At 33.8% G+C, this 21,886-nt stretch carries 31 protein-coding genes, 1 tRNA gene and 2 pseudogenes; 20 read left to right on the forward strand and 14 right to left on the reverse strand.

Going from position 1 to position 21,886, the window contains the following annotated elements; all coding sequences use genetic code 11:
* Positions 1 to 47 precede the first annotated feature (47 nt).
* From ACQVD9_RS08630 to ACQVD9_RS08660, 7 genes are all read right to left on the reverse strand, one after another.
* Complete coding sequence (locus ACQVD9_RS08630; RefSeq protein WP_264745641.1) at positions 48 to 1,112, reverse strand: tyrosine-type recombinase/integrase; 1,065 nt, start codon at positions 1,110 to 1,112, stop codon at positions 48 to 50.
* Between the two features lies 1 nt (position 1,113).
* Positions 1,114 to 1,341, reverse strand: a complete 228-nt coding sequence (locus tag ACQVD9_RS08635; RefSeq protein ID WP_264745642.1) for a DUF4224 domain-containing protein — start codon at positions 1,339 to 1,341, stop codon at positions 1,114 to 1,116.
* Positions 1,334 to 1,606 (reverse strand): hypothetical protein, encoded by a 273-nt coding sequence (locus ACQVD9_RS08640; RefSeq protein ID WP_264745643.1) that lies wholly within the window; start codon positions 1,604 to 1,606, stop codon positions 1,334 to 1,336. Before ACQVD9_RS08640 ends, ACQVD9_RS08635 begins: the two co-directional genes overlap by 8 nt.
* Positions 1,607 to 1,743: 137 nt before the next feature.
* Entirely contained in the window at positions 1,744 to 2,034 is a 291-nt protein-coding gene (locus ACQVD9_RS08645; protein ID WP_264745644.1) for a helix-turn-helix transcriptional regulator, read from the reverse strand.
* 12 nt (positions 2,035 to 2,046) lie between these two features.
* Complete coding sequence (locus ACQVD9_RS08650; protein ID WP_264745645.1) at positions 2,047 to 2,925, reverse strand: DNA cytosine methyltransferase; 879 nt, start codon at positions 2,923 to 2,925, stop codon at positions 2,047 to 2,049.
* Between the two features lie 322 nt (positions 2,926 to 3,247).
* On the reverse strand, positions 3,248 to 3,592 hold the full coding sequence (locus ACQVD9_RS08655; protein WP_264745646.1) for a hypothetical protein: 345 nt from the start codon (positions 3,590 to 3,592) through the stop codon (positions 3,248 to 3,250).
* A gap of 258 nt (positions 3,593 to 3,850) precedes the next feature.
* Entirely contained in the window at positions 3,851 to 4,468 is a 618-nt protein-coding gene (locus tag ACQVD9_RS08660) for a lambda exonuclease family protein (protein WP_264745647.1), read from the reverse strand.
* A gap of 263 nt (positions 4,469 to 4,731) precedes the next feature.
* Here ACQVD9_RS08660 and ACQVD9_RS08665 point away from each other — a divergent pair, with 263 nt between their 5' ends.
* From ACQVD9_RS08665 to lysC, 12 genes and pseudogenes are all read left to right on the forward strand, one after another.
* The gene (locus ACQVD9_RS08665) at positions 4,732 to 5,796 is read left to right on the forward strand and encodes a replicative DNA helicase (protein WP_264745648.1); all 1,065 of its coding nucleotides are present in this window, start codon (positions 4,732 to 4,734) and stop codon (positions 5,794 to 5,796) included.
* A 5-nt stretch (positions 5,797 to 5,801) separates the two neighbouring features.
* A complete protein-coding gene (locus tag ACQVD9_RS08670) occupies positions 5,802 to 6,257 on the forward strand; it encodes a recombination protein NinB (protein ID WP_264745649.1) in 456 nt (151 codons plus the stop codon).
* A pseudogene (locus ACQVD9_RS08675) lies at positions 6,254 to 6,510 on the forward strand (DUF1364 domain-containing protein). Before ACQVD9_RS08670 ends, ACQVD9_RS08675 begins: the two are co-directional and overlap by 4 nt.
* A 32-nt stretch (positions 6,511 to 6,542) precedes the next feature.
* On the forward strand, positions 6,543 to 6,749 hold the full coding sequence (locus tag ACQVD9_RS08680) for a hypothetical protein (protein ID WP_264745650.1): 207 nt from the start codon (positions 6,543 to 6,545) through the stop codon (positions 6,747 to 6,749).
* Positions 6,733 to 7,374 carry a RuvC family protein gene (locus ACQVD9_RS08685; RefSeq protein WP_264745651.1) on the forward strand — a complete coding sequence of 214 codons (642 nt, stop codon included), beginning with the start codon at positions 6,733 to 6,735 and terminating at the stop codon, positions 7,372 to 7,374. The genes ACQVD9_RS08680 and ACQVD9_RS08685 overlap by 17 nt, the downstream gene beginning before the upstream one ends.
* A gap of 166 nt (positions 7,375 to 7,540) precedes the next feature.
* Positions 7,541 to 7,879 carry a hypothetical protein gene (locus tag ACQVD9_RS08690; protein WP_264745652.1) on the forward strand — a complete coding sequence of 113 codons (339 nt, stop codon included), beginning with the start codon at positions 7,541 to 7,543 and terminating at the stop codon, positions 7,877 to 7,879.
* A gap of 122 nt (positions 7,880 to 8,001) precedes the next feature.
* The gene (locus tag ACQVD9_RS08695; protein ID WP_264745653.1) at positions 8,002 to 8,277 is read left to right on the forward strand and encodes a hypothetical protein; all 276 of its coding nucleotides are present in this window, start codon (positions 8,002 to 8,004) and stop codon (positions 8,275 to 8,277) included.
* A 115-nt stretch (positions 8,278 to 8,392) separates the two neighbouring features.
* Positions 8,393 to 8,713: a phage holin, lambda family gene (locus ACQVD9_RS08700; RefSeq protein WP_264745654.1), complete on the forward strand. Its 321-nt coding sequence runs from the start codon at positions 8,393 to 8,395 to the stop codon at positions 8,711 to 8,713.
* Entirely contained in the window at positions 8,710 to 9,000 is a 291-nt protein-coding gene (locus ACQVD9_RS08705; protein WP_264745655.1) for a M15 family metallopeptidase domain-containing protein, read from the forward strand. Before ACQVD9_RS08700 ends, ACQVD9_RS08705 begins: the two co-directional genes overlap by 4 nt.
* Before the next feature lie 8 nt (positions 9,001 to 9,008).
* Complete coding sequence (locus ACQVD9_RS08710) at positions 9,009 to 9,083, forward strand: M15 family metallopeptidase (protein ID WP_413774191.1); 75 nt, start codon at positions 9,009 to 9,011, stop codon at positions 9,081 to 9,083.
* On the forward strand, positions 9,083 to 9,433 hold the full coding sequence (locus ACQVD9_RS08715) for a hypothetical protein (protein WP_264745656.1): 351 nt from the start codon (positions 9,083 to 9,085) through the stop codon (positions 9,431 to 9,433). The genes ACQVD9_RS08710 and ACQVD9_RS08715 overlap by 1 nt, the downstream gene beginning before the upstream one ends.
* A complete protein-coding gene (gene lysC / locus ACQVD9_RS08720; RefSeq protein ID WP_264745657.1) occupies positions 9,420 to 9,635 on the forward strand; it encodes an Rz1-like lysis system protein LysC in 216 nt (71 codons plus the stop codon). Before ACQVD9_RS08715 ends, lysC begins: the two co-directional genes overlap by 14 nt.
* Here the strand turns inward: lysC and ACQVD9_RS08725 are convergent.
* Positions 9,626 to 10,213: a hypothetical protein gene (locus ACQVD9_RS08725; RefSeq protein WP_264745658.1), complete on the reverse strand. Its 588-nt coding sequence runs from the start codon at positions 10,211 to 10,213 to the stop codon at positions 9,626 to 9,628. The two genes, lysC and ACQVD9_RS08725, sit on opposite strands and share 10 nt — an antisense overlap.
* A 110-nt stretch (positions 10,214 to 10,323) precedes the next feature.
* Here ACQVD9_RS08725 and ACQVD9_RS08730 point away from each other — a divergent pair.
* The 7 genes and pseudogenes from ACQVD9_RS08730 to ACQVD9_RS08760 all read left to right on the forward strand — a co-directional run.
* Positions 10,324 to 10,455 (forward strand): annotated as a pseudogene (locus ACQVD9_RS08730) (terminase small subunit); the annotation flags it as partial.
* 32 nt (positions 10,456 to 10,487) lie between these two features.
* A complete protein-coding gene (locus ACQVD9_RS08735; RefSeq protein ID WP_264747912.1) occupies positions 10,488 to 10,865 on the forward strand; it encodes a terminase small subunit in 378 nt (125 codons plus the stop codon).
* Complete coding sequence (locus ACQVD9_RS08740) at positions 10,807 to 11,049, forward strand: hypothetical protein (RefSeq protein ID WP_264745659.1); 243 nt, start codon at positions 10,807 to 10,809, stop codon at positions 11,047 to 11,049. Before ACQVD9_RS08735 ends, ACQVD9_RS08740 begins: the two co-directional genes overlap by 59 nt.
* Positions 11,050 to 11,302: 253 nt before the next feature.
* Positions 11,303 to 12,235, forward strand: a complete 933-nt coding sequence (gene terL / locus ACQVD9_RS08745; protein ID WP_264747876.1) for a phage terminase large subunit — start codon at positions 11,303 to 11,305, stop codon at positions 12,233 to 12,235.
* Positions 12,232 to 13,551 (forward strand): phage portal protein, encoded by a 1,320-nt coding sequence (locus ACQVD9_RS08750; RefSeq protein ID WP_264745660.1) that lies wholly within the window; start codon positions 12,232 to 12,234, stop codon positions 13,549 to 13,551. Before terL ends, ACQVD9_RS08750 begins: the two co-directional genes overlap by 4 nt.
* A gap of 58 nt (positions 13,552 to 13,609) precedes the next feature.
* Entirely contained in the window at positions 13,610 to 13,924 is a 315-nt protein-coding gene (locus tag ACQVD9_RS08755) for a hypothetical protein (RefSeq protein WP_264745661.1), read from the forward strand.
* 382 nt (positions 13,925 to 14,306) lie between these two features.
* Positions 14,307 to 14,489, forward strand: a complete 183-nt coding sequence (locus tag ACQVD9_RS08760; RefSeq protein ID WP_264745662.1) for a MerR family transcriptional regulator — start codon at positions 14,307 to 14,309, stop codon at positions 14,487 to 14,489.
* Between the two features lie 181 nt (positions 14,490 to 14,670).
* Here the strand turns inward: ACQVD9_RS08760 and ACQVD9_RS08765 are convergent, their stop codons facing one another.
* From ACQVD9_RS08765 to ACQVD9_RS08790, 6 genes are all read right to left on the reverse strand, one after another.
* Positions 14,671 to 15,711, reverse strand: a complete 1,041-nt coding sequence (locus tag ACQVD9_RS08765; protein WP_264745663.1) for an IS481 family transposase — start codon at positions 15,709 to 15,711, stop codon at positions 14,671 to 14,673.
* A gap of 124 nt (positions 15,712 to 15,835) precedes the next feature.
* Entirely contained in the window at positions 15,836 to 15,976 is a 141-nt protein-coding gene (locus tag ACQVD9_RS08770) for a hypothetical protein (protein WP_264745664.1), read from the reverse strand.
* Between the two features lie 406 nt (positions 15,977 to 16,382).
* Entirely contained in the window at positions 16,383 to 16,523 is a 141-nt protein-coding gene (locus ACQVD9_RS08775) for a hypothetical protein (RefSeq protein WP_264745665.1), read from the reverse strand.
* Between the two features lie 197 nt (positions 16,524 to 16,720).
* Positions 16,721 to 17,143: a hypothetical protein gene (locus tag ACQVD9_RS08780; protein WP_264745666.1), complete on the reverse strand. Its 423-nt coding sequence runs from the start codon at positions 17,141 to 17,143 to the stop codon at positions 16,721 to 16,723.
* 480 nt (positions 17,144 to 17,623) lie between these two features.
* Complete coding sequence (locus ACQVD9_RS08785; RefSeq protein WP_264745667.1) at positions 17,624 to 18,325, reverse strand: hypothetical protein; 702 nt, start codon at positions 18,323 to 18,325, stop codon at positions 17,624 to 17,626.
* A 206-nt stretch (positions 18,326 to 18,531) separates the two neighbouring features.
* Positions 18,532 to 18,608, reverse strand: a tRNA-Arg gene (locus ACQVD9_RS08790).
* A gap of 633 nt (positions 18,609 to 19,241) precedes the next feature.
* On the opposite strand from ACQVD9_RS08790, the gene alaS reads away from it, so the two are divergent.
* A complete protein-coding gene (gene alaS, locus ACQVD9_RS08795; RefSeq protein WP_264745668.1) occupies positions 19,242 to 21,866 on the forward strand; it encodes an alanine--tRNA ligase in 2,625 nt (874 codons plus the stop codon).
* Positions 21,867 to 21,886 lie beyond the last annotated feature (20 nt).

Here is a 21,886-nt window from a genome sequence, read left to right on the forward strand (position 1 = left end):
TAGTAAATGTATGTTTCCGTAATGGATTAATATCATTTCCGTAATAATTAGCGTTCGAGTGGGTCCACCTCTTGACCAATGCGAATATAAACGTCTCTAGTTATTTTCTCTTTGCTATGACCTAGAAGTTTGCTAGCTGCACTAATATCATTCATGTCGCTAGCTGCTTTGGACCTGGTATCTCTAAATTGAAATTGTTTAATTCTATCCGCTAGGTCCTGATCTTTATTTGATAATGCTTCATTCATTGCATCAATCCTAGCATTTTCAAACCTGTTTCTTAACATAGAGTAGGTTATACCTTTACCATTAACAGATATTAAATAAGGCCCACCTTCTTGTTTTCTTGAAATAATGTTGTTGATTAACATTCCTAAGCCTGTAGGACCATCATCATTGATAAGCCTAATTCGTAATTTATGGCCTGTTTTATTCTGTCCTATGAGTAAATGTTCATTAGTTATATTAGCCATTCTAATGCTAAGAACATCAGCAGGGCGTTGGCCCGTTAAATAAGCAACCATCATCATATCTTTTAATGCTTGGTCCGCATATTTATATACTGAATAAAATACTTCATCATCAGCATAGTAGGACCTGCTTTTTTCTTTATTCTTACGAACACCAGCTACAGGGTTTTCTTTTGCAATTCCCCATTCAATAGCATATTTATAGATATGAGAAAGTAGGGCCATTTCTCTATTCGCCCTAGTTTTCGCGGTCCTAGCGTCCCTGTATTGTGCTATATGATGCGGTTTTACAGCATTAGTTGGTGCATCTTCAAATGCTTTTCTTAGTTGTTTTAATTCTGCTAAGTTATCTTTTTGGGTCCTTGGTGCTTTGGTTGGTACTATTTCTCTTTCATATCTATCAAATAGATAACCCAATTTGTTTCTATTTTTCAATATTAAAGGCTCTTTTGTTTGTTCAAATTCGGCCCATTTTATTTTTGCTTCATCTAAGTCAGGCCCTAGTGGGATTTCTTTTTGTTTTGATGTTGTACCTTTGGCGTTATAGAAATAATATGTTAGTTTTTTCCCGTTTTTTAAGGTCCTTACTCTTTTTATCATTCTTACTGGTAATTCTCTATTTTCAGGACTCTTAGGTCGCATATCATCCTACCTTAGTTAAATCTAATATAAATTCTTCTTCTTTATCTGTTTGTGTGTTTTCAATAGGCACACCTAACTTCATGCGCATAACTAGTCTATGTACAGAGGGCCTGCCATTCTTTTTAACTGAGAAAGGCCAATTATTTTTAATTAACCATTCTTTTTGTTGTTTGGACCTTATAAATCCAGTGATTTCTGCCACTTCTTCATCTGTTAATACTTCACTCATCTTGACCACCTTTACTACGATAGTATTCATTTCTACTATCTGCATATTGTTGAGATTGTGCTAATGCTTGTAGCCATTGTTCATTAGTTTTCTTAATATCTGGTTTGTTAGTCCAAAAAAATATAAATTCTTTTAAAGTGGATTCTGATACTTCAATATCTGGTTTCCAGTTATTGAACATAGGAAAAGTATTTTGATCATCTTGATTAGGCAATAAACCATCTGGTATAGGTTCTGATACTGTACAAATGACCTTGCCATCCACTCTTTTTTATGCTTTTTCATCATCATCAAAAATATTACAATCTTCTCTCATATCTGCCATACAGTTAGCACATTGAGTATTACAAAAATCATTTTCTTCTTGAATATTTTTAAATATGCTCATAATCACTCCACGCCCTAAGTAGGCTTTACCTGTAAACTAATTAAGAACTGATTAGCTGCTTCTACTGGATCACTAAAAGAGTTATTAGCGATATTCTTAATAAAATCTGTAAATACAAAGCTGACTAACTGTGTTTTATTGTTAATACCTAGCTTATTAAATATGTTTGTCGTAAGACTTTTTACGGTTGGTTCTGCAATTCCCAACTCAAAACCAACTTGTTTTGCTGGATAACCATTGATTAACAAAATACAAATTTCTCTTTCTCTTTTAGTTAGTTTGTTTAATAAGTTATTTAAAGGCATATAAACACCTCATTAGTTAAAAAGTGATAATTGATTAGATTTAGGAATAGTAACTACTGGTTGATTTGATATTTCTGGCTGATCTACTAAACATTTTAAAATGTGTGCTATTACATCAACTGTCCAGCCATTACCTAAACAACGGTATCGTTGAGTATTGCTAATGCCATCAGTAAATCCAACAGGGAGAGTTTGTAGGCGTTCACACTCGATAGGTGTTAATATTCTGAAATCTTTATATTCTTTGTCTAAAAAGACCATCTGCCTACGTGATTTTTCAAAATAATTATTAAAATTTGATCCTTTGTGATAGTTTGCATCAATGCAGTATGATTTATCCCTATCCACAAACCCATGTTCAATAATATCTTTTAGTAATATTCCTTTATCTTCTGGTTGTGTTATTTGCCAGTTACACCAATATAGTCTTTTTCTACTTTGTGCGCTTAATAATGCGCTATCAATGACTACCTGGTCTACGTTTAAATAGTCACTAATAACTTTAATAAACTCTTTTTTCATTCTTACATTTTCAAGTAAGAATTTAACGCTTTGATTAAACTTTTTAACGTGATTTAGAATGTTTACAAAAACAAAAAATAACTTACCTCTTGGATCATCAAAGGCTAATTGCTTACCAGCTATTGAAAATGATTGGCAAGGCGAACCAGCAAGAATTAAATCAATACTAGACCAATCAACATTCCATTGTTGCCAGTTATTAATATCGCCAAGTCTGATAATATCGGGATAGTTATTCTCACTAACTTTTATAGCATATTTATCTATCTCGCTAGCATAGTAGTTTTTAACGGAAATACCTGCGCGATCTAATGCTAAACGACCGACTGAAATTCCATCGAACAGGCTTAATACATTAATATCATGCACGATAATTCCTCATTAGTTAAAACGATAAGTTAAAGAGTAGGGTATTTATCCACAATATCTGTGAATAAGAATGTTAGTAAGTGTTGAGTAAGGCTATTAGTCGTAGGGTATGACTAGGTTATATTAGGTAGATTAGAATTTAATCTAGTAAAAGCCCCTAATTAAAGGGGCTAATAGTTAGTTAATTCTTCTTAATAACCTTTTAAGACCTATTTCCATCAAAGTGGGTATAAGTTCAATAGGTACAAATTCTTGCATAATAGTAGACATATTGCTTTGACTACTAGTGTTAATAATATCTGCAACAATACCTAGTAACTTATTAAAGTGTCGATTCTGGAATAGGTGTTCCTAGTGGAATTCCCATTCTACCTGTGTGTTTGTAACAGCCGTTATAACTCCAACCAGTGATAATTCCTCTAGCATTTACGGCAAATGTTTTACTGCAAATACCACCTACATCAGTGATTGACTTCCAAGTCAGCACTGTTGAACCATCTCGATTTTGATATGAAGAGGAGGGGGCTCCCCATCTAGCGACTAGCTTACTCTCATTAGAACCAACCCATGCTTGCATCACATCATTTAACGTTTCCCTTCGTTCGTTTAGCGCGGCACAACCAGCTAATACTAAACCAAGAAATATTGGTACAATTATTTTCTTCATTTTCACTTCCATTTTAATAGCTCTATTTAAGTCCTATTCCGCCATCAAACAAACTTGTAGTCAAAGTTTTATTTTACCTAAAAAACAGATAGTTTCCAATATCTAAAGCAATTCTGAGTGCGTTCACTATATTCTTATACAAACTTGGTGCATTTTTACACAATACTTAACATCCAGCATCCTATTTTTTGATTAATGCTATAGTGCCTTTTAAGCCTTTCTGTAATAGGCTGTTTAAAATGTTCTTTTCTCATTTACCTATCTCTGAATAGTTGTAAGTGTCTTTTGTACTAGCTGAATAAAATCAGCTCGTCTATTTCTTAATTTGTTAATATCTTCTAAATAGTCATTTCTATTTAACCTATGAACTATTAATTGTGTATCTGGTGGAAATTCTGAACAGTAACTGATAAAGTCTACCCACTCTCTATTAGTGCAATCCAAGTGTCCTATGAGTTGCCATCGATATGAAGGATCGAACGAATTACGTTTTAATGTGGCGTAGTGAGTAGGTGCAATAACTGACTTTACCTCAATGACACCATCATCATTTACTAATCCATCTGGTGAATCACCATAATCGACAAGATCAAAAAAGCCGCCATTAGTAACATCAACAAAATATTGGTTTTCGTATAGCATCCTTGCTATTGGTTCCTGCTCGTGTCCTCTTTCCATGTGTTGATTACTAAAACTAAATTCGGCTTTCTGGTTATTAATAATTTCTAGTGCAAGTTGTAATGCATAACGTTTAGCAGGTTCACCAAAAGCATTACCATCATTAGCCATTATTAAGCCAAAATTAGAAGCTGTCGCTTTACCTAGTCGAAGTTTTTCCCATTCCTCACTGTTCTGCTGAACGTTGTGCCATCTCACTATTGTATTCCTCTATGAGCCGGTTTAAATGTTGTTTTGACATGGTTACTCTTGATAATACTTTATCTAGGTTGCCATCACGTTTATAAGCAGTTTTAGCATTAGCCCATTGATTAGTATGTGCTGATGTTAATTCTGGCTTTTCGGTGTGAATGGGCTTATTCTTAAACTTTCTACAGTGTCACGACCAAACCTAACATTGCTATCAACATAGATAGTTACTCTGATATAGCGTAGCCAATGCAAAAGGTTATGCTCAAATTGTGCGAGAAAAAGCAGTTTGCAGAGAGCTAGTCAAGTTAGGTCATGACGCTATTGAAATAGCTCAAACAAAACAAGAGCTACCTGACAAAATAGCAGCCATTCAAAGCAAAGCACTATCACTTGATTCATCATCAAATATGCACGATGTAGTACATGCTAGTGATGTACTCATAAACCATGTAGAAGAAATACAAAGACGTTTTGCTCTTGGTGGAGAAATTGACGGGCTTTCAACAGGTAATGAAGATATTGATAAGCGTTTAATGGGTTTAAAAGGTGGTGAGCTATATGTAGTAGCTGGAAGGCCTGCAATGGGTAAAACAGCCTTTGCAATGAACATTGCTAGTCACAATGCAGTAAATCAAAACAAATCTGTGCTAGTTGTTAGTTTAGAAATGACTAACGGTGTACTGATGGATAGATTACTGGCCTCAGTAGGGAGTATCCCACTATCAGAAATAAAAACAGGTCAAGTTGCTTGCAATTATCCTTCTCAGTTGGCTTGTGCTGCTGATGCTATCAATAAATCAAAGCTATTTATGGCTGATCGCCCTAACTTAAATATTATGCAATTACGCTCTATTGCTCGCAGGCATAAATTAAAACATGGTCTTGATTTATTAGTAGTTGACTACCTTCAGCTAATGCAGGGGTCAGGAAAAAATGAAAACAGAGTAAATGAAGTAAGCGAAATGTCAAGAGAATGCAAGCTACTAGCCCGCGAGTTAAATATCCCTGTAATCCTATTATCTCAATTAAACAGAGCATTAGAGCAAAGATCAAATAGACGACCCGTGATGAGCGATTTAAGAGAATCAGGCGCAATTGAACAAGATGCTGATGCAATCATATTTCTTTACAGAGACGAAGTATATAACCAAGAAAACAGCAAATACAAAGGAATTGCAGAAGTAATTCTTGGAAAGCTACGTAATGGCGAACCAGGCACAATATACACAGCTTTTAATGGCTCTATGAGTCGCTTTGACTTACTTGCTAAAGGATGGCAGCCAGAGCCAGAAGAAAGCAATGTAGCCAACTTTTCAAGTAGATACAGGAAATAATAATCATGGACAAAGTAAAGCAAAGCTATGTTATTCACTCACTAGATAAAGCTAAAAAAATTTTCTCAATGGCTTATTTATTTGCTCAAAAACTGGCAGAACATGATGCGGTACAGTTAATTGTTCGACCAGCTAAATCAAAAAGGACATTAGAACAGAATGCAAAAATGTGGGCTATGCTCACAGATATAGCAAATCAAAAGCAATGGGTTATCAATGGCGTATTACAAACAATAAAGCCTGCTGAATGGAAAGATATATTGAATGCTGCATTAGATCAAGAAATGAAAGTAACTCAAGGAATTAATGGCGGTATGGTTTTTCTAGGTAAACGTACTAGTCAAATGTCAGTTAAAGAAATGACTGATCTGATCGAGTTAATGCACGCATTTGGAGCTGAACACAATATCAAATGGTCAGCACCTAAAACTGATTTTATTTTTTGGGAAGAAGCAGCATGAGCAAAATTACTGAATCAGCACGCGGAGAAGAATGTTTAGTTAGAATCCCTGCTGTGTGCAATCACAATCCAGAAACTACTGTATTTGCACATTATAGGCTTGCTGGTACTTGTGGAATGGGTAAAAAACCAAAAGACACACAAGGGGCTTATGCTTGTAGCTCTTGTCACGATGAAGTAGATAGAAGAACACACTTTATAGAGATCAACAAACAGCTAAACAATATCACGCTGAAGGCGTTATGCGTACTTAGCTCAAGTTAATTAAAAAAGGGCTGATAAAACTATGAAATGGGCTGAAGTTAGTGACTATCATCTTGTTTCTGATAAAGGCTACAAAGTAGCCAAATTCAAAGCGGGTGATGATTGGAAGTATAGAGCATTTACATCAAAAAAAGGTGACATTGATTATCAGCCTATTGGCTCATTATTTGATTGCAATAAAAAAGCACGAGAAGCCTACGAGGAACATGAGAATGCAAACAAACGATAGAAAGATAATAGGTATTGATCCTAGCTGTTCAGGCTCAATTGTTGTTTTAGAAAAAAATCTTAGTTACGTTAGTCATCTGCTAATGCCTACCTTTAAAACGGGTAAGAGTAGCAGGGTAAACGGTGCAGAAGTAGCCTCATTTCTAAATCAATATGATGATGCTTTTAATGAGTTAGATAAACTTATTGGAGATCTTACGGAAGAAAATATTCAAGACAAGAATGAACTGCAAGAAAAGTATAATGAAATTAAAGATAAATTAGAAACTGCACAAAATAAGATTATTGAGCTTGAAACTTCTGGAGCAATACTAGAAACTCCTTTTTTTGAGCTGTTAGGTATGTTAGAACGTTTAAAAGAAAAGTATAACTTTAAAAATGTAGCTTATGAGCGAATACTAGTAGAAAATATGGATGTTATTTCTGAAGACTTAGAAAATAGACTGAAAGAGGCTGGTTATTTCAATGATATTGGAACCCCTAGTGTTAAATTGATTAATTCACTCAGCGTGGCAAATTTTATAAGAACACTTGACGAAGAAAATGAAAGATTGAGAAAACTAAGCAAAACAAGAAGAGTTGAGACAATTACAAGAATGAAAGAAAAAAATAAATTAAAAGATTGACAGTGGTGCAGAATTTTGGTAAAAATTATCATAACTGAAAGTTGAAACTAAAAACCAGCAAGCAAAGCTGGTTTTTTTGTGCCTGTTTTATCTTGCTATAGCCAAAAGAATAAACATTCCTATATCACTAAAATTAAATCTCCATTAAACAAATAAGGAGATAAAAGTGGAAGCAATTCATGAAAAAAATATACGCTTAGTAATTGGTTCAATTTGGGGGTCAAGTATTGGAAACTCAATAAAAGTAACCACAAAAACTATGGATGTTCTTTTGGATGTTTTAAAGTCATTTGGTGAAAAAGCACCACAAATGGGAAATTATTTTAATTCAATTGAGTCTTCCGAGTCAGGAGGATTAAGAGGTGCTATTTTGTTATATGGTAATGAAATAGCCGATACAATAAATACTAAAACATCTGGTTTTCTTGGTGCAGTCAATAATGCTGCAAAAGTAGCGGTAGCCGCTCAATATAGAGAGGCAATTGAAAGAGCAGGTAACCAGTAACAAATATAAAAGCCCCTTTCTAGCAATAGTCTGGGGCTTTTTATCTTGTTAAAGCAAAAAGAATCAATTGCTTATACTAGCTAGAATGTAATCTCTATTAAACAATAAAGGAGATTTTAAAAATGGCCATTGATAATATTAGATTTACTGTTAATTTTCCTAGTGATTTTCTTTTTGACTCATCAGGAATGAGCCCTAATCCTAAACCAACTTGGATTGTTCCTGTACAAGGAAGTTTTGTAACTGAAGAAGGGCTTTTTAGAAATACACAGATAACTATAAATGTTGCTCTTGAAAATGAAAGAGCTACCTCTATGTCAGAAGTTCAACAAAAAGCTAAAGAAATAGTAAGTAATTTGTTTAGACCAGATCTAAATGTTGAATTTTATATTAAATAAAAATAAAGCCCCTTTCAGAAATGATTGGGGTTTTTTTATCTGCATTAAGGTATTGCAACTCAATATTATCACACATTGATGTGTTGAAATAATACAACTTTACTTAAGAGAATATATGCCGAACAAAGATCCCAACCTATGGAATTGGTTGATAGCAGCAATTGAACAAAGCCCTACTATACAAGGGGCTGTTATGGCGGCAATTATGGCTATACTAAGATTACTTTATGATGAAAACGAAACAAAACCAATAAGAATAGCTTTAGAAGCAGTTACTTGTGGTGCCATGTCACTATGTATTACAAGTATAGTTGAAATATTTAACCTCCCACAAAGCGCAGTTATTACTATTGGTGGTGCCATTGGCTTTATTGGTGTGACAGCGCTCAGAAATTTTATCTTAAAAGCTATAAATAAAAGGATTGATAAAGAATGACATTCAAATTCAGCCAAAGAAGCTTAGATAAACTAACAGGCATTAATCCTGATTTACGAAAAGTAGTTGATAGAGCTTTACAGTTATCTACAATTGATTTCGGTATTACTGAAGGGTTAAGAGATAGAGCTACACAAGAAAAATATGTAGCTAGTGGTGCTAGTCAAACTATGAATAGCCGCCATTTAACAGGCCATGCTGTAGATGTAGTAGCTTATGTTAATGGTAAGGTTGGAAGTATTATGAAGAAATCTCAAAAGCATTTAAGCGGGCATCTGAGGAGTTAAATATTCCTATTATATGGGGAGGAAGCTGGAAATCCCTGAAAGATGGACCTCACTTTGAATTAGATCGTAAACAGTATCCATAATGGAAACAATAACTAAATATGCTTCTATTGGTTTAGTAGCTTTATTAGCTATAACTATTATCTACATATCAATACTTTCTAATCAGCGTGATAAAGCATTATTACAATTAAATAGTGCTGAGAGTCAAATAATTCAGTTGGTTGATATTAATAAAAACCTTAATGGCTCTATTGATCTATTAGAGAGCCAAGCTCAACAAAACAGGGTTTATATCACTAAGCTAGAAGCTAAACGAACAGAGACAGAGAAACAAGCTACTAAGCTAGTCCAAGAGTTCAAGACAAAGAAACATGAAAATCAAACTATTAATAACTGGGCTAGTCAGCCTTTGCCTAATGGGCTGTATTGATAAGCCTGTAGTTACTGATGTGAAGGTAGTCAAAGTAGAACTACCTGCTATTACACCATGCCAAAGATTATCTATTCCTGATTGCAAACCAGTTGATAATGGTGAGCTGTATGAGTGTACTTTGACTATTCAGAAGAATCTAAATCTTTGTGCTGATCAGGTAGATGCATTGATTGAGTGGCAGGAAGATCATTATCGCTGATGCTCATAATCAGAGGCGATTAATTGCTTATACTTTTTATAAGTAAAAATAATAGTAAGGTAATAGTAAAGTGCTGAAATAATACAAAATGATAGTGCTAAGGAGTAAAATACAAAAGAGCCTGCATACAAATATTCATGCTCTTTTATAGTGGGTAAATAAAATCTCATTGCTGATGAAATGAAAGCAATCATAAAGATGGTTGCTAGAAGAGATTGCCATAAAAAAGGGAAAAAGCTAAATACTAATCTGTTATTTGATAGTGTCGTATAGTGTGTGTACATTCTTATTAGTGTGCTAGAAAAGCTAGTGCCACATTTTTCATATATTTTATAAAACATATCTTGTTGTTCTTTTGTTTTACGGCCAGTTACAAGAAATTTTATAGTGTATATTTTTTTCTTTTCTAAATATCTTTTAGTATCAGCCATCTCTTCCTGATCTTGTATTTTTTCTATTTTTTCTAAAAGGTTTTCTATGCGGTCTAAATCTCGGTATTTACTATATAGTAAATACCCTATAAAAGTGAAAGCGGCCGGTACAAGGACAGCTAATATAAAATTAAGTATTTCAATCATATAAACTCCAATATTAGGCGATTTTATAGGAAGTATAATAACTTAAAATAATCATGAAAGAACGAACTAACTAAGAGATTATTTCTTATCGTTAGGCGATAGGAATAGTAATGAGAAAATTAACAAACAAACAGAAGTTATTCATAAAAGAATATCTAATAGATCTAAATGCAACACAAGCAGCTATAAGAGCAAGGTACTCAAAAGTTACAGCTAATAAAATAGGAACTCAACTACTAGGTAAAACTAGTATTTCAAATGCAATTCAAAAGCTATGGACAATAGATCAGAAAGAACAGAAATTACTGCTGATTATGTGCTTAATGCTATCAAAGAAACAGTTGAACGCTGTATGCAAGCAAAACCTATTATTGATGCAACAGGTAAGCCTGTTATGGTCGAATTATCTAATGGTGAATTTGCCCCTGCATATAAGTTTGATGCTAATAGTGCATTAAAGGGTTACGAGTTATTAGGAAAGCATTTAAAACTATTTACTGATAAACATGAAGTAACAGGTGCTAATGGTGGAGCAATTAAAGTAGACAATAGGTTTTATCTTTCTGAGCTGTCAGATAAAGAATTAGAACTATATGAAGAACTTGCAATTTTACAATCTAAGCGAGATCAGACAAGAGAAGGCGAGACGTAATTTCTTCAACTTTGTAAAGTACACTAAGCAAGACTTTATAGAAGGATGGTTTAATAAAATAGTTGCTGATGCACTTCAAGAGTTCTATGAAGATGTAAAAGCAGGTAAACAACCTAGATTAATGATCTTTGCTCCACCTCGTAGCGGTAAAAGTGAATTATTTAGTAGAAGATTTCCAGCATAGGTATTAGGTAAAGACCCTAATCTTCAGATAATAGCTACCAGTTATAGTTCAGACTTATCAAGTAGAATGAACAGGGATGTACAAAGAATTATCGATGAACCCAACTATAATGCTGTTTTCCCTGACACCAGTCTAAACCGAAAAAACATTGTAACTATTGCCAATACTCCACTAAGGAATAGCGAAATATTTGAGATAGTTAATTATCAAGGTGCATACAGAAGCGCAGGGGTAGGCGCAGGCGGGTGCTGATATAGCTATTATTGATGACCCTATAAAAGATGCCAAAGAAGCTAATAGTGCAACAATACGCAATGCTATATGGGGTTGGTACACTACAACACTATATACACGCTTAAGCCCTAATAGCGGCATTCTGTTAGGTATGACTCGTTGGCATCAAGACGATCTTGCAGGCCGACTAATAGCTGAAATGGAAAAAGGGGAAGGTGACCAATGGAAAATAATACGCTTCCCTGCTATTGCTGAGATAGATGAACAGTTTAGAAAAATAGGTGAGCCTTTACATCCTGAAAGATTTACTTTAGAGCGTCTAAATAAAATCAAGTCAGCAGTGGGTACAACCACTTGGAATAGTTTCTATCAACAACGTCCAACTACTGCTGGCGGTGGAGTAATTAAAGGCTCTTGGTTCAAACGTTATGAAATACTACCAAGAATAAAACGAGTAGCAATATTTGCTGATACCGCCCAGAAAGTAAAAACACAAAATGACTATACCGTGTTTTTAGTGGTTGGTCTTGGCCATGATAGTAATCTTTATATTATTGATGTGGTGCGCGGTAAGTGGGAAGCTCCAGACCTTTTTAGAACTGCTAAAGATGTTTGGAATAAATATGCAGATAAAAGACCAACAGCTATTCATATCGAAGATAAATCTAGTGGTTCAAGCTTAATTCAAACATTAAACAAGTTCACCAAAATTCCAGTTAAACCAATACAAACAGATACTGATAAATATACAAGAGTGTTAGGTGTACAGGGATATATTGAAAGTGGTTTTGTGTTTCTGCCTGCTAATGCCTCATGGGTGCGTGACTTTATTGATGAATGTGAAGATTTTACCGCCACAGATAGCCATCTACATGATGACCAAGTAGATACTTTAGTAATGGCTATTAATCATTTCTTAGGTGGCAGTGTCACTATTTGGGATAGTTTATGAGTGAAAAAACGTTAAATGACAGTATGATGAATTTAGTTACTGCATTAGGTAGAAAGTCAGAGAGTAGAAAATATAAACAATTTACTAATAAAAGCAATAATTACTGGTTAAATACTTATTTCTCAAGTTGGATAGCAGAAAAGTATATTGATAAAACCGCCAGAGATATGGTTAAAAAGTGGCGTGTTATAGAAACATCTGATACTGAATCAGAACAATTAAAGCTGCTTGAAAAACTTGAAGATAAATTTAAAGTACCAATGATTGCTGAAGAAGCCCTTGCTTTTGGTTCATTGTTTGGTGAAATATTAATACTTGCTATTACTGATATTACAGAAGATCAATATGCAACTGAATTAAATCTATCAACAGAAAAATTATTACGCTTTATTGTAATAGATGATTATAAGAATGGTGATATTGATACCAGCATATTATCAAAAACGTTTGGAGAGCCTTTATCCTATACAGTAAGCAATATTGAAATACATGCATCAAGAGTACATAGATTAGTAACTGGCAAGATACCATTCAGCAAAAGAAAAAAGAACGGTGGTCAAGGCGTTAGTGATCTTAATTCTAAGATGGATATTATTAAAGCCTTTGATGCTATATCAACCTCAGTCTCTGATCTTGTTGAAGAATGTAAGATTGATGTATTAAAGATGAAGGGTTTAAATAATCAAATAGCGGCCGGTCAAGAGGATTTAGTTGTTAAATATGCTCAATTAGCTCAACAAATTAAATCATTAAGCAATATGTTGCTAGTAGATGCTGATGACGAGTACGACCAGAAAGAAATTACATTTAGCGGTTTATCTGATCTATGGGTGAAGGCGCGTGAAGTAGTAGCTGGTGCAATGGATAGACCTGTTACAGTGATGTTTGGTCAATCAGCAGCAGGCTTTGCCAGTGGCGAAGAAGATAATCAAGCCTATTATGGCACTATTAACTCATTACAAGAATCACGTTTAAGGCCATTACTTGATTTTACTGACCAGTTTTTGTTAGCAATGGCTAATATCAATCCTGACGACTTCGCATATAATTTTCCAAGTATTGAACCGTCTAATATTAAAGAAGAATCAACCACCTTTGCAACCTATTCAACGGGCATTGTTAGCCTTTATCAAAACAACCTGATAACAGGTAAACAGGCACTGATGGAATTAAAGCAAAAAGGAGTTTTTTCAAATATTAGTGAACAAGATATTGAGAATATAGAAGAGTTGGAAAAACCTTATGATAATCAATTTACCGACCCTTATCAAATCACGGAGACAGGTTCGCAACAGTCGCAAAATACGGCCTATTAAGGGCAGTAAACAGGCTGAAGTTATCTATAGGGATGCTTTAACAGAGATTATTAATACAATGGTCTCTATAGCAGTAACAGCGGTAAATAATACTATCCTTATAGATGCTGAAGCAGATAATACTCTGTTAGGGAAAACTAATACCATTATTCAAAGACTTAGCAACTTTATCTCTAGCGCAACTGGTATTTTTTCCGAAATCGAGATTACACGTCTTAAAGATCGACGCGGCACGCTAGAAACTCAACTTAAAAAAATGGATAATGATCAAGCTATTCAAACATGTAAGGAGACTAATTACGAGCTTGAGTACATGAAAATTGGCTTACAAAACGCAAAGTCCCTACAGTCCATGAGGAATTCAACTCAATAATGCTGTAATCCAGTAAAAGGTTAAACATGAATGGTTTAACCTTCCTATTATTAGTAAGCTGTTTAGTTTTGTTGCCAGTGTTAAACAGCTTGTGGCAATATGGATTAAAATACCATATGCACGTAAGGCAGACTCAGCAGAGATAAGTTTTTCTAAGCTAAGGAGTTGGTCATAAAAATAATGATCCTCAAATTATGATAGATTTTTTCAATTTTTTTTGTAGGATAAAAACAATCTCCGCTTTCTTAACTTAAAACTTAAAGTTAAGTACCGAGAAGTCTGTTTATGAGCAGGCAGCGGACTTAGAATATGTGTAATGCATATTGTTAAGTCTATTGCCTGTTTTTTGTTATGGCGATAGGCATTTTTAGAGGTAATAAAAATGGAAAGTCTAAAGTTTTTAATTAATCAAGATGTAGCAGAACTACTTCGTATTAAGTCTACAACATTGGCTATATGGCGTGTAAGAGGTATGGGGCCAACTTACTGCAAGGCAGACAGATGGGTTATCTATTATAAGTCGGACGTTATGTCATGGTTAGACAGCCAAAAGCACCAGCCCTAATCCAGTATAGAATAAAGAACAGTGTATTTATCTGTAAAAGCTATGGATAAGAATTTTAATTAGCATTTAATAGTAGTGCTATTAGGTAGGGTATGACTTGGTTTATTGCTTAGGTTAAGTTAATTTGTAGTAGTCACGACCAGATCGTACAGTAACCCATTTTAAAAAGGTGTCTGTTAGGTTAGATCTGGTCTAAATTCTTTTCTAACCAGATCAGTTTTCCATCAAGTAATGTTTCCATAGGAGTTCTTCCACAGCATATTTTACCTTGATGAGTTCGGTTATTATTGTAGTAATCTAGCCATTCGTCCAGATCTTTTTGCAGTTCCTCTAGATGATTATAAAGCTTTTTCCTAAAGGTAATTTGGTAAAACTCTTGTGATACAGTCTTATGGAATCTTTCACAAATACCATTAGTCTGCGGTGACATGGCTTTAGTTTTAGTGTGATCAATATCATTGATCGCTAAATAGAGCTGATAATCATGGTGTTCTACCTTTCCACAATACTCTGTGCCTCTATCAGTGAGTATTCTCAACATAGGCAGTTCATGACTATTATAGAAAGGTAATACCTTATCATTAAGTATATCCGCTGCGGTAATCGGTGTTTTAGTGGTGTATAGCTTACAATGAACTACCTTTGAGTAGGAGTCGATAAAGGTTTGTTGGTAAATTCTACCTACACCCTTTAAGTTACCTACATAAAAGGTGTCTTGGCAACCTAAATAACCAGGATGAGCAGTTTCTATCTCACCACTCGCTTCATCATCGTGCTTTTTCTTTTCTAAAGCAGCTATTTGTTGATCGTTGAGAATAATACCTTCAGTAGCTACTTTTTCTTCTAATGCTTTAAGACGTTTTTTAAAATTCTCTAAGTTATACCTAAGCCAAATAGAACGAACACCGCCACCTGAAACAAATATACCTTGCTTTCTTAACTCGTTACTAGCTCTGTGTTGACCATAGGCAGGATACTCTACAGCATAAGATACTACTGATTGCTCTGTTGTTTCATCCACTCTATTTTTTAGATTAGGTACTCGTCTACTTTTTGAAATAAGCGAATCGATATCACCTTGCTCTACAAGTTCTTGGTAGCGATAAAAGGTATCTCTTGATACCCCCATTACTTTACAGGCTTTGGATACGTTTTGTAGTTCTTCTGCTAAGTTTAAAAGACCTACTTTATGTTTAATGATTGGATTGTTAGTATGTAACATGAGAGTTACTCCTTTTGTTCTGATTAAAGTTTCAACACCTTTATCAAAACGGGTAACTCTCTCTTTTGCAAGAAAATTGTACGATCAGGTCTTAACTATTCCAGTTAGTTTCTAGTAAAATGTTCTATTGTTGGGTTTGCTCAATATATTGCTCTATGTTGTTAGCAATATACCTCTGTTTCTCTAGCAATAGCCAAAGCTGAATCATCATTTCATGTTCTCTATCAAATGATACTATCCATTGTAAGCCTTCGTCATAAGGCAAAAAAGAATAACCTAGATATTGCTATGTTTCTCCAATGACATGATGGTTATTATCATTATCAGTAAAAGGTTTAATTATCTTGTAGAAATTATTTACTTTTAAATAGCTGTAATTTTCACTTTTGCTTTTGCTATAAAATCCTATGGGTTTTAAGTTTTGCATATTTTTGATCAAAGCTAGATGAATCGATAGTATGTTCTATCATAACTTAGTGTAAGCTAAAAAACACCTACAATCCATTAGTTGAGAGTTATTTATTAAAGTGGCATATCTTTATTAGATATCTTTAAATATTAATCTGTTATTAATCAATCCACTTAATTTGCAGAGCAATCTTTACATTTATTTAATATCTTTAAGTAAGATAGGAAGTAAATACATTGAGGTTTATGATTTTTATATAGCATTAATTCTCAGTGGAAGTACGTTTTTTTTCTTTTGATTCCATATGTTTAATCAATTCATCTATTAGCTTTTGCTCCTCTTCAGTTAGAGGGCGTTTTAAACGACTTTCAGCAAATACTTGTAATTCTTTAGTAAGATCCATAATGATTTCATCTTGTTAAAACATTGTAGCTTAAATATAGTTTAAAATAAATTTTTGTAAATCAGTTTTTAATAGAGGCTTTGATTAATAAAATTAGATTTCAATGCATTATAAGTCTATTGGAATATTTAGGAAGGTTTGTTTTGTAGAATGGTTTTTATGTAAGGTGATTAGCTAGCTAATCACCTTATTTTTCATTATTGAGATACTTTGTTTAAAGCATCTTGTTCTTTTTGGTGAAGTTTATTTTCAAATTGTTGCTTTTTCTCAATACGGTTTTGCTTTGCAGCCTTCTTGTCTGCTTCAAATTTATCTTTACGTGCTTGACGTTCTTTCTTTAAATCTTCTTTAGTTGTTGAGCCATTTTTATGCTCTTGTTTTTTTGCTTCAAGTGATTGTTTATCTGCATCTAACTTGCTTTTAGCTTCTTGTTTATTAGCTTTAATTTTATCTTTTAATGCTTGACGCTCTGTTGCTGCTTGTTCTTTATTAGCTTGTTTCTTTTCTGCCATCACTTCTTTTAAAGATTTGTGTTGAGGTTGTTCAGTTTGCTCTTGAGCATAAAGCGCTGTACTTGAAAGGGCTAATGCTAATAATGCAAATGGAAGTGCTTTTTTCATTTTATAACTACCTTATTAAAAAATAATATTGTGAATATTATGTTAGTTAGGTGTGTTATAAAAGAAAAGAGGTAGATTGTTTCTAAAAGTATATCGACTTAAAGGGAGAGAGGCGTTTATTAGTCTTTAGTCTAAAGAAAATAAAGATCGATATGGGTAAATAAAAAACTCTAAACATAGTGTTTAGAGCATTTAGGAAAGAATTTAAAATGATATAAGCTAGGAGCTTTAATTATTTATAAACCACAAGAATTATGGCTGTCAAGGAAGTTCTTGTATAAGTGTTGAACATCTATAAACTAGGCTTTAGTAGGAATGCTATGATATTTCAAGATTCTTGCATTATTTAATTGCACAATTTACCAAAGTTGTTCCCCGTAATATGGCTTGTCTAGTTATTAAAAACTAACTAAAGATGGAAAGAGGCTGCATTTGTAGTCTCTTTGTATATAATTAGGCATTAGAAGCTAAATGTTTATTTCATTTGTTATTTTGTAGCAATTTATAATGAATAAGCTTAAAGAGAAGATTAATAAATTGAGTAAATGCCTCAAAAACAATGTCAATTTTTTGTTTAATAAGTTCTAATTCGTTAGTATTAAATGCGATATTATCAAATAATCTTTGTTCACTTCCAATAGTATGGCCTGTTTCATGGGAAAGATGAGTATTTCCACAAAAGACTAACTCCTTATTATATTTTAATTTTACGTCATTGGCTAAAGGAGCAAGAACCTTAAACATTACATTACCTGTTGCTTCCATTGCCTCTATAATTGCTAAGCGTTGTTTTGCTGAACTATTGTAAATTTCTCCAATTAATGTATAAGTTAATTCTCTAACGGATGATGTTGTAGAGTCCCATAAATACATTAAGTGTTCAGGTAAAGTGGCTATGTTATTGATTTGTAATGTTTTTAGATCATCAATAAACCATTTCCAATGATCTTGATCTTCTTTAGCGTGAGTATTTACCACTTTTTCTAACTCATTTTTAGGCTCTGTATATTTTAATACATATTTATTTAAATCTCCGAAACTCATTATAAAATGAGACATTATGGGTAGAGTGGAAGATAACTTTTCTTTTGAAGAAAACTCTTCATTTTTTAGCAGATCAAATAATGGTAATTTTGAAAACTGTTGTTTTTTAGAGTGTATATAAAGGATTACTTTTTTCATATATTGGCTTATAAAACATAGGTGTTTGGTAGGTAAGTGATATAAGTGAAGTTGTTCTATATAATTATATTTTAGGATAGTTTATTAGTTAAAGTTTTATTATTAGACTATGGTCGACTGAATAAAAAATTGAGAAACCAATGTTAATCATATATTTTTTTTAAATGATAACAACATAAAGGCTTTACATGATATGAAACTATAGATGGTGCGCGAGGCGGGATTCGAACCCGCGGCCTACCGCTTAGGAGGCGGTCGCTCTATCCAGCTGAGCTACAAGCGCAATAAGGATTATAATAAACAGTAATTTTATCATAATCCTTAAATTAATTGCCACACGATTACTGTAGTATAAATTTGTTTCTCAGTTTTTATGATATTTCTTTTGTATGTATTAGATTGATAGAAAATTTATACAATAGCTAATATAGCTTATTATAAGGGGTTATTCTAAAAAGCTTTTTAAAACATAGAAGTAGTTAGATAAGTACTTATAATAAGAGATGTTTTTATGTTATAAATCAATCCATTATTTATAGTGTGTTGTATATTAAGCCATTATTGAAAGTACCTTGATAATCCTGTAGAATGCTTAAGATTAGGTAAAAGTTTAATTGAATTAATGATTAGTTATTTTAATCATTTATCAGTTTAGTTTTATTATTGCATTATTCTAGCCCTGTCTATTTTCTGATAGACAGGGCTGTTTGTTGTGGCACATTTTTCAATAATTATGTTTGAAGCGCTAAAGCAGGTAGTTATTTAGTAAGTGTGTCTATCAATTAGTATATTTAATGATATGTATTTAATGTTTCAATAAGTTTTTTTATACAGTTAGATATATATTATAGAAGAATAGAATTTAAATTAAGATGATTAATATGCCTTTTAGTTACCAAATTTCGTGGAATGCTTTATGAAAAGTACAGAAATTCGTGAAGCTTATTTACGTTTCTTTGAAAGTAAAAAACATACCCGTGTTTCTTCTAGTTCATTAGTCCCAGATAATGACCCAACATTATTATTTACTAATGCAGGCATGAATCAATTTAAGGATTGTTTTTTAGGGGGCGAAAAACGTTCTTATTCTCGTGCTACCACAAGCCAGAAATGCGTAAGAGCAGGTGGCAAGCATAATGACTTAGAGAACGTAGGCTATACAGCTAGACACCATACTTTTTTTGAAATGCTAGGTAACTTTAGTTTTGGCGATTATTTTAAGAGAGATGCTATTAGTTATGCTTGGGAGTTTCTAACCTCAACTGAGTGGTTGGGTTTACCTAAAGAGAAACTATGGGTCACTATTTATCAGAATGATGATGAAGCTTTTGATATATGGACGAATCAAGTAGGTGTTCCAGCAGAACGAATTATTCGTATTGGCGACAATAAAGGTGCTCCTTATGCTTCGGATAATTTCTGGACAATGGGGGATACTGGTCCGTGTGGTCCTTGCACAGAAATTTTCTATGATCATGGTGCTGAAATTTGGGGTGGTCTTCCCGGAACTCCAGAAGAAGATGGTGATCGCTATATAGAAATTTGGAATGTGGTCTTTATGCAGTTTAATCGTACTGCAGATGGTGTAATGCATTCATTACCAGCCCCTAGTGTTGATACAGGCATGGGCTTGGAGCGTATTAGTGCAGTAATGCAACATGTACATTCTAATTATGAAATTGATTTATTCCAAAGCTTATTAAAGGCATCTGCTGAAGCAATCGGTTGTGCAAATGATGATGCACCTTCTTTAAAAGTGGTAGCAGATCATATACGTTCTTGTAGCTTTTTAATTGCTGATGGTGTTTTACCTTCGAATGAGGGGCGAGGCTATGTGTTACGTCGTATTATTCGTCGTGCCTGTCGCCATGGTAATAAATTAGGTGCTAAGGGTGCGTTTTTCCATAAAATAGTCGCTGCATTAGTGGCTGAAATGGGCAATGCCTATCCAGAGCTTAAACAAAACCAAGGCCATATTGAACGTGTTTTAAAAGCAGAAGAAGAACAATTTGCTAAAACATTAGATCAGGGTTTACGTATTTTAGAGCAGGATCTAGCGGAACTAACTGGGAATACTATTCCTGGTGATGTTATCTTTAAGCTATATGATACTTATGGTTTTCCTGTTGACTTAACTAATGATATCGCTCGTGAAAGAGGATTAGTGTTGGATGAAGAAGGTTTCCAACACAATATGAAGGAACAACAGGCTCGAGCCAAATCAGCTAGTCAGTTTAGTGTAGATTATAACAGTATTCTTAAAATAGATTCTGAAACAGAATTTACAGGGTATGATTACTTAGCAGATGAAGGTAAGGTAGTTGGTTTATTAAAAGGTAATGAAAGCATCACAGAATTGCAAATAGGTGATGAAGGCTGTGTTATTCTAGATAAAACACCTTTCTATGCTGAATCAGGTGGACAAGTAGGCGATGCAGGTTACTTATTTATAGATGGTGTACGCTTTGAAGTTCATGATGTAACTAAAGTAAAAGGTGCTTTTTTACATCATGGTAAGGTAGCTGAAGGGACTATCCACACAGGTATGTTACTAAAGGCAGTAGTCAATATTAATGTACGTAAAGCTACTGCACTGAATCATTCTGCGACACATTTGTTACATGCAGCTTTAAGAAAAGTCTTAGGCGATCATGTACAACAAAAAGGTTCATTAGTTGATAGCCAACGCCTTCGTTTTGACTTTAGCCATTTTGAAGCTGTGACTCCCTTACAAATTGAAGAGTTGGAACGATTAGTCAATGAGCAAATACGCCTAAATACTCAAGTTCAAACCAAAATTACTGATATAGACACTGCCAAAGAAATGGGAGCTATGGCTCTATTTGGAGAAAAATACGGTGATGTAGTACGTGTTCTTTCAATGGGTAGTGGTTTCTCTGTTGAACTTTGTGGTGGTACTCACGTTGATCGTACAGGTGATATTGGTCTATTTAAAATTATTGCGGAAACAGGTATTGCTTCAGGCGTGCGTCGTATTGAAGCAGTAACTGGTGCTATTGCCTTTGATTATTTAAACTCCGCAGACAGCGATTTAAAGACAGCTGCGCAATTATTAAAGGGTAACAAAGATAACTTCTTTGAAAAACTGAAATCTGTATTAGAGCAGAATCGTCAGTTGGAAAAAGATATAGAGCAACTAAAAGCGAAATTAGCTTCAGCTGCAGGTAGTGATTTAGTATCTAATGCATTAGATATTAAAGGCGTAAAAGTTTTAGCAACACGTATTGATGGTCAAGATAATAAGGCATTATTGGCCTTATTAGACCAACTTAAAAATAAATTAGGTTCAGCTGTTATTTTATTAGCTAGTGAGTTAGATGGTAAAGCTGTTTTAGTCGCAGGTGTAACAGATGATCTAAGTAGTAAATTAAAAGCAGGGGACTTAATTAAACAAGCCTGTGAAGTAGTAGAAGGTAAGGGCGGTGGTCGTCCAACTATGGCACAAGGTAGTGGCAGTAATGTTTCAAAAATAGATGAGGCATTAACTTTAGCAACTACTTTTGTAGAACAGACTTTATAGCAAAATAATTGCACAATAGC

It is taken from the genome of Entomomonas sp. E7T21, assembly GCF_058693955.1.